General features: G+C 41.7%; 13 protein-coding genes. 12 read left to right on the top strand and 1 reads right to left on the bottom strand.

Going from position 1 to position 13,944, the window contains the following annotated elements; translation table 11 throughout:
- Window positions 1-3 precede the first annotated feature (3 nt).
- Window positions 4-2,406, top strand: a complete 2,403-nt coding sequence (gene recD2 / locus LC091_RS02905) for an SF1B family DNA helicase RecD2 (protein ID WP_226680195.1) — start codon at window positions 4-6, stop codon at window positions 2,404-2,406.
- Window positions 2,407-2,491: 85 nt separating this feature from the next.
- Here recD2 and LC091_RS02900 read toward each other — a convergent pair whose 3' ends face one another.
- On the bottom strand, window positions 2,492-3,064 hold the full coding sequence (locus LC091_RS02900) for a hypothetical protein (protein ID WP_226680194.1): 573 nt from the start codon (window positions 3,062-3,064) through the stop codon (window positions 2,492-2,494).
- Between the two features lie 186 nt (window positions 3,065-3,250).
- Here LC091_RS02900 and LC091_RS02895 point away from each other — a divergent pair, with 186 nt between their 5' ends.
- The 11 genes from LC091_RS02895 (at window position 3,251) to LC091_RS02845 (ending at window position 13,837) form a co-directional block, all read left to right on the top strand.
- Window positions 3,251-3,724, top strand: coding sequence for a PRC-barrel domain-containing protein (locus tag LC091_RS02895; RefSeq protein WP_226680193.1), 474 nt, complete (start codon window positions 3,251-3,253; stop codon window positions 3,722-3,724).
- Window positions 3,725-3,739: 15 nt separating this feature from the next.
- On the top strand, window positions 3,740-3,934 hold the full coding sequence (locus LC091_RS02890) for a hypothetical protein (RefSeq protein WP_047969446.1): 195 nt from the start codon (window positions 3,740-3,742) through the stop codon (window positions 3,932-3,934).
- 22 nt (window positions 3,935-3,956) lie between these two features.
- Window positions 3,957-4,112, top strand: coding sequence for a YrzQ family protein (locus LC091_RS02885; RefSeq protein WP_010196047.1), 156 nt, complete (start codon window positions 3,957-3,959; stop codon window positions 4,110-4,112).
- A gap of 527 nt (window positions 4,113-4,639) precedes the next feature.
- Window positions 4,640-5,530 carry a nitrilase-related carbon-nitrogen hydrolase gene (locus tag LC091_RS02880; RefSeq protein WP_226680192.1) on the top strand — a complete coding sequence of 297 codons (891 nt, stop codon included), beginning with the start codon at window positions 4,640-4,642 and terminating at the stop codon, window positions 5,528-5,530.
- Window positions 5,531-5,661: 131 nt separating this feature from the next.
- Window positions 5,662-7,020 carry an NAD(P)-dependent oxidoreductase gene (locus tag LC091_RS02875; RefSeq protein ID WP_226680191.1) on the top strand — a complete coding sequence of 453 codons (1,359 nt, stop codon included), beginning with the start codon at window positions 5,662-5,664 and terminating at the stop codon, window positions 7,018-7,020.
- Window positions 7,021-7,045: 25 nt separating this feature from the next.
- Window positions 7,046-8,332 carry an NAD-dependent dihydropyrimidine dehydrogenase subunit PreA gene (preA, locus tag LC091_RS02870; RefSeq protein ID WP_226680190.1) on the top strand — a complete coding sequence of 429 codons (1,287 nt, stop codon included), beginning with the start codon at window positions 7,046-7,048 and terminating at the stop codon, window positions 8,330-8,332.
- Between the two features lie 15 nt (window positions 8,333-8,347).
- A complete protein-coding gene (hydA, locus tag LC091_RS02865; protein ID WP_226680189.1) occupies window positions 8,348-9,772 on the top strand; it encodes a dihydropyrimidinase in 1,425 nt (474 codons plus the stop codon).
- 266 nt (window positions 9,773-10,038) lie between these two features.
- Window positions 10,039-11,505, top strand: coding sequence for an NCS1 family transporter (locus LC091_RS02860; RefSeq protein ID WP_226680188.1), 1,467 nt, complete (start codon window positions 10,039-10,041; stop codon window positions 11,503-11,505).
- A 20-nt stretch (window positions 11,506-11,525) separates the two neighbouring features.
- A complete protein-coding gene (locus LC091_RS02855) occupies window positions 11,526-11,756 on the top strand; it encodes a hypothetical protein (RefSeq protein WP_010196064.1) in 231 nt (76 codons plus the stop codon).
- A gap of 70 nt (window positions 11,757-11,826) precedes the next feature.
- Window positions 11,827-12,060, top strand: a complete 234-nt coding sequence (locus LC091_RS02850; RefSeq protein ID WP_010196066.1) for a hypothetical protein — start codon at window positions 11,827-11,829, stop codon at window positions 12,058-12,060.
- 169 nt (window positions 12,061-12,229) lie between these two features.
- A complete protein-coding gene (locus LC091_RS02845) occupies window positions 12,230-13,837 on the top strand; it encodes a PucR family transcriptional regulator (protein ID WP_226680187.1) in 1,608 nt (535 codons plus the stop codon).
- The last annotated feature ends 107 nt before the right edge of the window (window positions 13,838-13,944 follow it).

Raw genomic sequence — 13,944 nt, 5'->3', positions numbered from 1 at the left:
CCCATGAAGGACCAGAAGCAGCAATCCTCCCTCGATTTGTTCGAGGAACATGAAAAGTTTATCAAAGGATCGCATCTCGTCACCATCTTCCATAATGAATCTAATATGTATTCAGTGGTGCGAATCAGAGTGACGGAGACGAATGTTGCGTATGAAGAAAAAGAAGCGGTCGTCACTGGTTATTTCCCTCGCATTCATGAAGACGAGACTTACATATTTTTTGGACAAATGAAGGAACATCCCAGATTTGGGCTGCAATTTCATGTAGAACACTTTCGGAAGGACATACCCCAAACACGACACGGTATTGTTCAGTATCTTTCAAGCGATCTGTTTTCAGGCATTGGAAGAAAAACAGCTGAAAAAATTGCAGATGCACTTGGTGAAAATGCCATCTCCAAAATTCTTGAAAATCCATCTGTGTTGGATTCCATCCCAAAGCTTGCCGGTGATAAAGCCAAATCGTTATATGACACGTTGATGGAGCATCAAGGGTTGGAGCAGGTCATGATTGCCTTGTCCCAGTTTGGTTTTGGCCCTCAATTATCCATGAAGATTTATCAGGCCTATAAAGACCAGACAATTGAAACGCTCCAAAAGAACCCGTATGAGCTTGTGGAAACAGTAGAAGGAATTGGCTTTTCCAGAGCAGATGAGCTTGGAAATCACTTCGGGATATCCGGAAATCATCCAGACCGCATCAGGGCAGGCTGTCTGTATATGCTTGAACAGCATTCCATGCAAGAAGGTCACTGTTACGTTGTCGAGGAACAGCTTACCGAAGCAGTCGTCAGACTATTAAACGAAAAGCAGCATGGTCTTGTCGCAGAGTCTGACATTTCTCGGGAAATTATGCAATTGACAGAAGAAGGAAAGCTTAAAGCAGAAGATGGAAAAGTGTATTTACCCAGTCTCTATTTTTCCGAGCAAGGGGTGGTTACCAATATTAAAAGGGTGATGGAACAAACTCAATATGCCGAGCAGTTCCCTGAATCAGAATTTCTTCTCGCCTTAGGGGAACTGGAGGACAGATTGAAGGTCCAGTATGCGCCTTCTCAAAAGGAAGCCATTCAGCAAGCATTGATGACTCCAATGCTTCTTTTGACAGGTGGACCTGGGACAGGTAAAACGACCGTCATCAAAGGAATTGTCGAACTATACGCAGATCTACATGGTTGTTCATTGGAACCTAATGATTATAGCAAAGATGATCCTTTTCCAATTATGCTTGTTGCTCCAACAGGCCGTGCTGCCAAGCGAATGAGTGAAGCGACAGGACTGCCTTCTCTCACCATTCATAGGCTCCTCGGTTGGAATGGTTCGGAAGGGTTTCAACATGACGAAGAAAACCCTATTACAGGTAAGCTTCTGATTGTGGATGAAGTGTCAATGGTGGATATTTGGCTTGCCAATCAACTGTTTAAGTCTCTGCCAGATGATATACAAGTTGTATTGGTGGGAGATGAAGATCAGCTTCCTTCTGTTGGTCCGGGTCAAGTATTGAAGGACTTACTCGCGTCTAGCGTGATTCCTACTGTTCAATTGACGGATATTTATAGACAGGCAGATGGTTCATCCATTATTGAGTTGGCCCACTATATGAAGGATGGGGTAGTGCCATCAGACATTTCATCTGGACAGAAGGACCGGTCGTTTATCAAATGCGGACAGTCGCAAATATTGGATGTCGTAAAAAAAGTATGTGCAAACGCGCAAAGTAAAGGCTATACTGCTCGCGATATCCAGGTGCTTGCACCAATGTACAGAGGGACAGCCGGTATAGATAAGCTTAATGAAATGCTTCAAGAACTTTTCAATCCCAAAAGTGATCAGCGGCGTGAATTAAGTTTTGGAAATGTGGTGTATCGGACCGGTGATAAAGTACTGCAGCTTGTCAATCAACCGGAAAGTCATGTTTTTAACGGTGACATTGGTGAAGTTGTTTCCATTTTCTATGCGAAAGAAAATACTGAAAAGCAGGACATGGTCATCGTTTCTTTTGATGGCAATGAAGTTACTTATACAAAGCAGGATCTTGGGCAGATAACTCACGCTTATTGTTGTTCCATACATAAGTCTCAAGGAAGTGAGTTCCCTATTGTCGTATTGCCGGTGGTGAAAAGTTATTACAGGATGCTCAGGCGTAATCTACTGTACACTGCTGTGACACGTGCGAAGCGGTTTTTAATTCTTTGTGGGGAAGAAGAGGCATTAAAACTTGGCGTGCAACGTGCAGATGAAATGGCAAGGCAAACATCCTTAAAAGAAAGGCTTCAAACAAAAGAGTCCGGAACTTTAGCAGACGAGGAAGTCATAGATCCTGTACTTCAAGAAGTACCTTTTTGGAAAGATGCTAACATCGGCATGGAAAATGTCAGTCCATATGATTTTATGGATGACGAATAATGGCTGTGTTTAAAAGGGAAAATACCAATGGGAAAGAAGCTTGTCCACCAATGGGCAAGCTTCTTTGGGCTTTTACGTGTTCATCTTACTGTTTTATTTCTGCAGCAGTAAAAGTGATCGGACCATATGCATAGACACCTAAGACCTCAGAACCCGGACCTTTTTGAGCTGTCAGATAATAGGTCACATATTTTGCATCAGCAGGAATCACATCTACGAATTGAGTAACAGCTTCTGTTGCGTCAGCATCTCCTTCTGCATCGATTTCAACAATGCTTTGATAAATTAGGTTTCCGGGAGAAATGCTACCACGATAAATTCTTGTATACAAATCTGCAAATTCCGCCGAGTTGTTGTTCACATGGTAAAGACCATTTAGCCATACGACATTCCCTTTTTCGACATCCTTTAGAGTGGCTGTAGCAACGACTTGTGGTTGCGTACTTAGTGGGAAGGTTAGAGGTAACGGTAATGTTGTAATGGGGTCGGATGTTTGATAAGCAAATTCCACTAATTTTGATCTATCCTTCTTATGGTCTTTTTTATAATAATTGTCACAATGATCCTTCTTATCATGCTTCTTGTAGTCAAATTCTGCTGAGTCGTCAGCAATAGCCATGTTGTGTTCACTTTTGTAGTAATAATAATAATTAGGCATAAATTTTCACCTCCTTTCAATGAAGTCTTTACATACTATTCGACTTACGAAATACTGCTTGGTCAAAGGTGGAGAAATATGGCCTGTTTTTCAATCTAAACACCTATTTTAAAATGGAAAACCTTTCGCAGTATCAACACAACCAATCAAACAAAAGCTAGTAATGTTCGAAAAGAGGTGGATTCTTTGAGAACATTTTCTCGAGTGATTGGGATGCTAATTTACGATATGGCATCAGGGAATAAGATTGGCCGTGTGAAAGATTTTTGTATTGAAGAACCTGGGCACATCAAAGGGCTGATAATTGATGGAAAAGGCCTGTTCCATCGAGCCAAGTTTCTACCTTTTGAATACATTCATTCTTTTGGTGATGAAGGAATTATGGTGGGAGACCATGCTCTTACACCCATTGCTAAAGAGGACGGGCAAGTGTATTATCACCACTTCCACGGTATAAAAGGAAAGTCTTTTATAACAGGTGAAGGCGATAAGCTTGGGTTGTTGGATGATGTATATTTCGAAGAGGAAACGGGCACAATCGTAGGATATGAGGTAACGGACGGTTTTTTCGCAGATTTGTCGGAAGGAAAGAGAATTGTTAAGAATCCTTCAGATCTTGTCATCGGAAAAGATACCGTCGTCGTTTCTGTATTATCTTAACGCGAGGTGTCAATGATGGTCCTTTGTTGTCCTAATTGCAAAAGTAAAGATATCGGTAAAATCGGTGTGAATCAGTATTATTGTTGGGGCTGTTTTATTGAGCTTTCTGTATCCAAAGGAATGGTCCATACTCATCAGGTGGAAGAGGACGGGACGTTAAGTTCTTTGGATGATTTGTTTCATGAAGACGATCGACAAATTAGTATGTAACTAAAACTTGGGAGTGAGTCGCATGAACAGAGCTATGACATCCTTGTTAATGATTGGCCTTGGAGCCGCTGCCACTCGACTTAGCCGAAATAATGATGTGCAAAACTTTTTGGGAGATATGACTTCCAAACGCAATATGAAGAAAATGAGAAAGCAAGCCAAGAAATTGTTTTCTTAATGTGTGAGCCCGTTCCTTTTCAGGAGCGGGTTTTCTTACGTCTAACTAGGCGCTTCGCTTGCCTGCGGGCGGTCCGTGAGCCTCCTCTCTTCTTTAAAAGCCACTGAAAATATCACTGATATAAGATGTTGTTTAAAGACCGCTGTTGATTTCCGCAAATGGCTTCGCTTTCCTAGGGGTGCAGCGTACTTCGCCTGCGGGGTCTCCACCTAACGCTATCTCCCTCAGGAGTCTTCGCCTTTTGCTCCAATCCACAGCTAGAAATCACTAATCACATTATAGTTTAGTTTTTCAGTGGCTTCCTTCGTTGCAGGGTCTCACCTGTCCCTTCCCCCCGCGGGCGTCTACGCGCCTTCCACTACAATCTACTAGGATACTGTCGTTTTACATTGTGGACAGTCTTTGCCTTGTATCATTTGACATTATGTATAGTGAAATACAAGCCTAAAGACAGTAGAATATACATAAAGTTCTAATTATTCTAATAATTTATTTTTTGCATGCAATCATCAAAAGGAGGTTCTTAAATGTCCGACAAAGTGATGATAGGTTTAATTCAGGCATCCAATGATGTGGATGGCTCGGAGGCCGTGGCGGTCCATAAAAAGGCTGCCATCGAAAAGCATATTAAACTTGTAAGGGAAGCAAAAGCAAAAGGGGCACAAATTATCTGCCTTCAGGAAATCTTCTATGGTCCATACTTTTGCAGTGAACAAAATGCCAAGTGGTACGAGGCTGCCGAGGAGATTCCAAATGGTCCGACAACAAAACTGTTCCAAGATCTTGCTAAGGAACTTGGAGTGGTTATTGTCCTACCAATCTATGAAAGAGAAGGCATTGCCACGTATTACAATACCGCAGCGGTGATTGATGCGGATGGTAAATATCTTGGTAAATACCGTAAACAACATATTCCTCAAGTTGGGGTAGGAGATCAAGGTCACGGCTTTTGGGAGAAATTTTATTTCAAACCGGGCAACCTTGGTTATCCGATTTTTGATACAGCATATGCAAAAGTTGGTGTGTACATATGCTATGACAGACATTTTCCTGAAGGAGCACGCTTGCTTGGCTTAAAAGGTGCAGAAATTGTATTCAATCCATCTGCTACGGTGGCAGGACTTTCTGAATACTTATGGAAGCTTGAACAGCCTGCTCATGCAGTGGCTAATGGCTATTATGTCGGTGCCATCAACAGGGTCGGGGTGGAAGGTCCATGGAAAATGGGCGAGTTTTATGGGCAGTCCTATCTAGTTGATCCAAGAGGCTCCTTTGTTTCCATCGGAAGCAGGGATCAAGACGAAGTAATCATTGGTGAAATGAACAAAAAATTAATCCGTGAAGTGAGAGATGTGTGGCAATTTTACCGTGACAGACGACCGGAGACATATGAAGAAATGACCGCACTTTTGCCGTAAAGGACAAGAGGTAATTCATTCGCAGTTTGTGAACCTGATTCCAGTATTTAATATTGGGCACATCCGTCGATATGAATTACCTTTTTTTCTTGCGAGATTGAATAAAGGGGAGTGGGTATGTGAAAGGGGCAATGAAACGAATCGATTTAGAAGATTTGGCAGTAAATTTTATGGAAGCAAAACCTGGTTTAACAGATCGGGAAGCGTTAGAAGAGGCTAACCGATGTTTATATTGCTACGATGCACCGTGTATTGTAGCGTGTCCAACAAGTATTGATATCCCTTCTTTTATTAAGAAAATTGCTTCAGGCAACTTAAAGGGTTCAGCAAAAACGATTATGATTGCCAATCCTGTCGGAGCAAGTTGTTCGAGGGTATGCCCAACGGAAGAATTGTGTGAAGGGGCATGCGTCCTAAACCACCATACAAAACCGATTGTAATAGGTGATCTTCAGCGTTATGCGACAGATTGGGCCATTAGAAATGAGCAAGTTCTTTTTCAGAAAGGGAAATCCAATGGCAAAAAAGTAGCGATTGTCGGCGGCGGGCCAGCAGGGCTTTCTGCAGCTCGTGAACTGGCACTACTTGGTTTTCAAGTCACAATATTTGAGGCAGAGCAAGAAGCAGGCGGTCTGAATACGTATGGGATTGTCTCCTTCCGACTGCCTAAAAGTGTTTCTTTTTGGGAAGTGAAACAGGTTAAAAGCTTGGATGTGGAGATACGCACCAATACAAGAGTGGGAGTGGACATTTCCGTAAATGACATTCTGACTCAATATGATGGGGTTATTTTAGCAGTTGGCATGGCAAGTGTTCCTAAGCTTGGAATTGACGGCGAAGATTTAAATGGAGTGTATGATGCCATTGATTTTGTAAAAGAAACAAAGACCAACAGCATTACCGATAAATTCAAAGGGAAAAATGTCGTGGTCATTGGGGCAGGTAATACTGCCATTGATGGTGCTACCTGTTCGGTTAGGCTTGGCGCAGAAAATGTGAAAATATTATACCGAAGAACTCAGGAAGAAATGACTGCTTATGACTTTGAGTATGAATTTGCAAAACAAGATGGTGTGGAATTTCGCTGGCTTACAGCGCCAAGCAAAATTATTGGAAACGATAAAGGCGAAGTAACGGCCATCGAATGTGTAAGGATGGAACTTGGAACTTCAGGAGCGGATGGTAGAAGAAGACCTGTGAAAGTGGAAGGTTCGGAATTTACATTGCAAGTTGACGCTGTCATTAAGGCAATTGGTCAGACGAGATACACCAACCTTATAGAACAATTCGGTCTCATTCATGACGATGGAGTAGTGATGATAGATAAGCATACCCATCAAACCTCTAATGAAAAAGTATTTGCCTGTGGTGATGTTGTGTTTGGCAAGGGGCAAGGAGAGGCAATGGTGGTAACTGCAGCAGAGCAAGGAAAGCTTACCGCATATGCTTTGTATGAAAAGCTCGTAAAAAACAAGGTGGAGACAGCTTAAAACTTAGCGTGAGGGGGGAAAGCATTTGGCAGATCTATCAATAAATTTGGCAGGTATTAAAGCACCTAATCCATTCTGGCTTGCTTCAGCACCGCCTACTAATTCTGGATATCAAGTACAGCGTGCTTTTGAAGCAGGGTGGGGTGGTGCTGTGTGGAAAACTCTTGGAGATCCCATCATCAATGTGTCTTCTCGGTTTGCGGCAGTCAGTTTTAATGGACAGCGAGTAGCGGGCTTTAACAATATTGAACTTATTACTGACAGACCCTTGGAAGTGAACTTACGAGAAATTGAGGAAACAAAAAAGAAGTTCCCAGATCGGGCGGTCATTGCTTCTTTGATGGTAGAACCCAAACAAGAAAAATGGCATGAAATAGTGAAAAAGGTAGAAGCAGTAGGGGTGGATGGACTTGAGTTGAACTTCGGCTGTCCGCACGGAATGGCCGAACGGGGAATGGGTTCTGCATCCGGCCAGGTTCCAGAACTTGTGGAAAAACAAACGTATTGGGCAAAAGAAGCCGCAAATACGCCTGTCATCGTAAAATTGACACCAAACATCACAGACATCACCGTGACGGCAGAGGCAGCAGTCAGAGGAGGAGCTGATGCTGTCAGTATGATCAATACCATCAACAGCCTCGCTGGTGTAGATATTGACAGCTGGAACACAATACCTCATGTTGGCGGTAAAGGAGCTCATGGTGGATATTGCGGGCCTGCTGTTAAACCGATAGCCCTGAATATGGTGGGAGAATGTGCAAGAAATCCACGAATAAATGTACCGATCTCCGGAATGGGCGGCGTCTCTAATTGGCAAAATGCCGTGGAGTTTATGCTGATGGGTGCAACTGGTGTTCAAATCTGTACAGCAGCGATGCATCATGGATTCCGAATTGTAGAAGACATGTTGGATGGGCTCAACAATTACTTAGATGAAAAAGGAATTGCCAGAGTCATGGATCTTGTAGGAAAATCTGTACCGAAATATTCGGACTGGGGCAATCTCGATTTGAACTACAAGATTGTAGCAAGAATCAATCAAGATACCTGTATTAACTGCAATAAATGTCATATCGCCTGTGAAGACACTTCCCATCAGTGTATTGATATGCTGAAAGATTCCTCAGGTAAATCATACTTGCAGGTAAGAGAAGAAGATTGTGTTGGTTGTAATCTTTGTTCTATTGTCTGTCCGGTGGACGACGCTATCACGATGGTGGAGCTGCCTCATGAACAACCGCCTATGACATGGAATGACAGGCAGTCTGCTCTTGGTTTATTGAAGCAATGCGAAGTGGATACGGTTAAATAAGGGGGAATAGAACAAATGGCAGCAAAAAAACTAATAAAAAACGGAATTATTGTGACAGCAAGCGACCAGTATGAAGCAGATATTTTAATCGAAGGGGAAACGATCTCTTCCATCGGGATCGACCTTTCCTCAGCCGACGCAGAAGTGATTGATGCAAAAGGCTGTTATATTTTCCCTGGGGCGATTGATCCTCATACACACTTGGATATGCCTTTTGGGGGCACTGTTACAAAAGATGATTTTGAAAGTGGAACAATGGCGGCAGCTTTTGGAGGAACGACATCCATTATTGATTTCTGTCTGACAGAAAAGGGCCGTCCGCTTCAGGAAGCTATTAAAACATGGCATGACAAGTCAAAGGACAAAGCGGTTATCGACTATAGCTTTCATTTGATGATTGGTGAAATGAATGAAACGGTCATGAAGGAACTTCCACAAGTAATTGAAAAGGAAGGCATCACATCATTTAAAGTATTTATGGCATATAAAAATGTGTTCCAAGCAGATGATGCAACCCTCTTTCGTACGTTAAAGGCAGCGAAAAATCTTGGTGCTCTGGTCATGGTTCACGCGGAAAATGGAGATGTCATTGATTACTTAACAAAGGAAGCGTTGGAAAAAGGAAATACCGATCCAATTTACCATGCCTTAACAAGGCCGCCAGAGGTGGAAGGAGAAGCGACTGGAAGGGCAGCACAACTTACTTCGCTTGCAGATTCTCAACTATATGTGGTTCATGTATCCTGTGCGGAAGCGGTAGAGAAAATCGCCGAAGCAAGAAACAAAGGAGTGGAGATTTGGGGAGAGACATGTCCGCAATATCTGGCTCTAGATAAAAGCTATTTGGAAAAACCAAACTTTGAAGGTGCCAAATATGTCTGGTCACCTCCACTGCGTGATAAATGGCATCAAGAAGTTTTATGGAATGCCTTAAAAAGCGGTCAGCTTCAGACGCTGGGATCTGATCAATGCTCGTTTGACTTTGAAGGCCAAAAATCTTTAGGTAAAGGTGACTTTACTAAAATACCAAATGGAGGACCTATGATTGAAGACAGAGTTAGCATTCTGTTTTCAGAAGGAGTGAAAAAAGGACGAATATCCATTAATCAGTTCGTCGACATAGTATCCACAAGAGTCGCAAAACTTTTTGGCATGTTTCCGAAAAAAGGAACCATTTCCGTTGGCGCCGATGCCGATATCGTCATTTTTGACCCAAACCATGAAAGGGTGATATCCGCTTCGACCCACCACATGGCCGTTGATTATAATGCATTCGAAGGAATGAAAGTAACCGGTGAACCTGTTTCTGTTTTGGTGCGAGGTGACTTTGTCGTTCGTGATAAGCAATTTGTCGGTAAAGCAGGAAGCGGGCAATATATCAAACGCAACAAATATGGAGCAACATCCCAACTAAAACAAAACCAGACCTTGTCCATCTGACCTAACAAACCTAACAATTCTATTCAACAAACCTCCGTATGCTTGACCTACAAAATCACCCTAGGTCAAGCATTTGTTATATCAAAAAAGATTTCCTTGCAGTTCGGAGTGCAGGGTGAGAGACTCCGGCGGGAGGTAGCGGTAGGTTGAGACCCTTGAAGCGTTGTGAGGAGGCTCAAGCACATGCCCCGCGGAAATCTATTACCCGGAACGCAGATCTGCAAGAGTTAAAGGATACCTTAAATTTTATAAAATGGGGTGTTGTGATGAAAAAGAATGAGAGTTACCTAAAATCGCCTGACCTACTCCCAATCTCTCACGCAAACAGAAAAATCGGCACAATCGGGTTTGCAGTCATGTGGGTCGGAATGGCAGTAGTACTCGCTGCATTTGCAATCGGAGGAGCAGGTGTACAAAGTTTATCCCTAGGCTGGGTAATCGTCGCTACCATCATCGGAAGCGTAGCTATCGGCTTGTTCATGACCATTACAGGGGACATAGGAATCGAACACGGCCTCTCTTTTCCGGTCTATATGCGGGCACCATTCGGAACGATAGGGACACATATCCCTTCCATCATCCGCGGTTTGGCGGCATCCTTCTGGTTTGGTATCAACACTTATTTCGGTGCCACTGCAATGAATGCCATCCTTTTTACACTAACAGGTTTTGATAACTGGTTTGTGTGCTTTCTCATTTTTGCTGCTGTTCAACTTCTTAATACCGCACTTGGCATTAAAGCGGTTGAGCGCTTCGCTGATCTGGCGGCACCAATCATTATCATCATCTCTGCTTGGATGTACACCACCCTTTCTGACAGAGCATTGGAGCAGGGAAGGGAAGTTTGGTCATGGATTGAAAGTCCTGTAACAGGTGGTGCTGCCGTAACGGCTTTCCTGATCGTCATATTCAGTAACATGGGATTCTGGGCAACATTGGCAGCGGATATCCCTTCCATCTCACGTTTCATTAAAGCGCCTAAATATGAACGAAATTGGTTGAAACGGAATAAATCCAGTATTGTTGGAAGCGTCATTGCATTGCCTATTACTCAAACTTTCATGGTAGCGATCGGAGGAGTTTCTTATATCGCAGTATCAAATTATGATCCTGTAATCGCATTGCAGGAGGCTGCAACCGGAATTGTTCTAGGTGTTCTTTTATTAATGATTATTTTCGCCCAATGGTCTACTAATGCGTCAGCCAACCTTATTCCGGCTGCAACCATCTTTTCTAATGTTGGAGGGCCAAAAGTTCCTTTCTGGGCTGGGGTTGTCATTGCAGGGATTGTAGGTTCTGTTGTTCAACCGTGGAACCTTTTTGGAATATTGATACCTGTTCTATTGATTGTCGGAGGAATTCTATCTGCCATTGTAGGGATTTTGTTTGCAGATTACTATCTACTGAGGAAACGCCGTGTGAATGTTCATGACCTTTACGAAAACGATGGCCAGTTCAAATATACAAAGGGCTTTAATTTAGCAGGATTTATCTCTTGGTTTGTAGGTGGTGCTGCAGCATACTATCTTGCAAACTACTCTTTCATCGTCGGCTTTGTTGTAGGGGGAGGGTTATATTACATCTTGGCAAAATATTGGTACTTTAAAAAGTATCAGCAGGCAGAAATAGAAGACCCAGATGATGAGAAGTATCTCGGTATTACAGTTGGAAGAGACTGGGTGATTGTAGAAGAAACGGATGCCTTTGAGGAACCTAAAGAGCTTTCGAGCTAATTAGAAAGGAGGAATATATTTTGAGTGATTATCAACAATATATAGCAGAAAAAGAGAAGATAGACTTTTTCATTAATAAAGGGTTTCGCATTAAAGATGTAGAAGAAAACTTAGAAGGTTCCTTTCTTGTTCTAGAACGAAACGATGGCAAGAAAGAAATTTCCCATGAAGAGACCCTACACATTAAGCATGCAGATTCCAGGAAGTACTTTGCCTCCCTTTTGATTAAGCAACAACGGCAAGAAAATTAAAACGAAACCTTCATAGTTTGAACGTGCTGTGAATAAAATTTTGTAAACTGCATCGTGAAAGGAGTATTCGATGGAATATCAATTAAAATGCAAAGAAAGCGCCTACCCTTGCGAGGTAACAATTGATGAGGATAACAACAGGTTTACGATCCGTAAAGCAGATTCAAGTGGAGAGTTCTTTAATTCACCTGAAGAACTAGTAAATTGGATATTGGAGAACTGGGATTCAAGTGATTTCAATGATGAAGGTGAATTTCAAGAAATGGTCCAGGAAATTCAATTATATTTTCCAATAAATAACTAAATGAAAAAGTAGATGACATGTTGAGAAACCATCAACATGTCATTTTTTGTGTTTTAATGTCAGAATGTTTAGTTAAATAAACCCTCTGCATACGGTATAATTAAATTATCGTTTTAGGACCTAGTCATACATAAAGCTAACAACCAATTTTAAAAAAAGAGGTGAACGGATGAAAACCATGTTGTCCCTACAGGAGATCATGAAGCGGAAACAGTTTGAAAAAGCTGAAGTAATCGCAGGAGGACAAGGTATACATCGCCAAGTAAAATGGGTACACGTTGTGGAAATAACCAATATTGAAAAGCTGTTGAATGGACAAGAACTTATTTTATCCACTGGAGTATCTTTTGGAGATAATACGATAAAATTCAAGTCTTTTGTCCAACAACTAATAAACTGTCAGGCTGCCGGATTATGTATTGAAAAAGGTGCTTATATTCCCTCCATCCCACAAGAAATCATTGATTTAGCCGATTCACAAGCATTCCCTCTCATCCTCTTTCATCATGAAGTGTCATTTGTAGATATTACGCAAGATATTCATTCTGTGTTGATCAACCAGCAATATCAAATGATCTCTCAACTCGAAAGCTACTCTCAAACGTTAAACAAGAATCTATTGACCATCACCCATGAATTTGAAATACTACACTATCTTCAAAAACACTTGGAAACTCAAATAATATACGAAAATAAAACGGGAGATAGGTTCTTTATCCCTGACGTTCCTATTCACGAGCGGAAAAAAATTATATGCTCAATGAAATCTGATTCGGTCAAAGAAAGATACTTAATGGAGTCCGTTCAAGTATTGGATAAGCAACATGGATTCATTCATATTCTTTCCCAAGACCGCGTACTGAGCGAGTTTGATCATTTGCTTTTGGATCGAACGATAACAGCACTTGCTCAGCATATTTTAAGAGGGTTGTATGTGGAGGAGAAAAGAAGACTAGAAGAAAGTGAATGGCTTCGCAGTTGGCTAGAAGGTGGTCAGAGCAAAGAAGCCATTCGGGATTTCCTTGGTCGCAATGAGGCTGTTTTTCATAAAGGCGGAGTTGTTCTTCTTTGTAAAAAGAAAAACCAACAGGCTCCCGCGCTTGACATAACCTATCTCACCCTTTTATTTCGTTCCATTTTTGAACAACAAGGTTTTTCTGTTTTCTTTACGGAAATGAAAAATACGCTTACGGTCATTCTCATTAACAGAAGAGAGGAGAAGGGTTGGAGGGACAGGCTATCTGAAGGAATAACTAACATTCTCAGCAAACAAAAGGACGCCAAAGGGAATTATTCGCTCCGTTTTGCAGTCGGGAAATATTTTTTGCCGCTTGATCAACTTTCTAAAAGTTATCAGTCTGCATGGGAAGCTATGCAAATTCAGGAGCAACTATTAAAGGATGAACATTTCTCCTTTTTTGAGGACCTTCATATTTACCGCTTGATTTCGTTCATGCAAAAACATCACGATCTTCGTGATTTTGTTATGGAATATTTGGAGCCTGTCATTGCTTACGACCAAAAGCATAATGGTAAGCTTCTGGAGACATTAAAGATCTATCTCTCCTGCAATGGATCAAAAAAAGAGACAGCAAGTAAGCTTTTTATTGTAAGACAAACTCTCTACCACAGGATTCAAAAACTTGAAAGCCTGCTAGGGGAGGATTTTATGATCTCTGAAAAGAGACTTGTTATAGAATTCATGGTGATTGTATATGAATATTTGAATACCACCAATTCGTATTTGGATGGAGATAGCAAAACATATAGTCTTTAAAAAGCTTCCAAAGTTGGTTTCCAAAGGGACCAGCTTTTTTTCTTGCAAAATGTCAGGAGTAAAACCTTATCCATTTTACATTTTGTCTAATGAAAGCCTTTCTATTT

The sequence above is a fragment of the Sutcliffiella horikoshii genome (genome assembly GCF_020524325.1).
Lineage (GTDB): Bacteria > Bacillota > Bacilli > Bacillales > Bacillaceae_I > Sutcliffiella_A > Sutcliffiella_A horikoshii_D.
The sequence above is the reverse complement of the archived record's forward strand: the minus strand, read 5'-3'. Positions and strand labels throughout refer to the sequence as shown.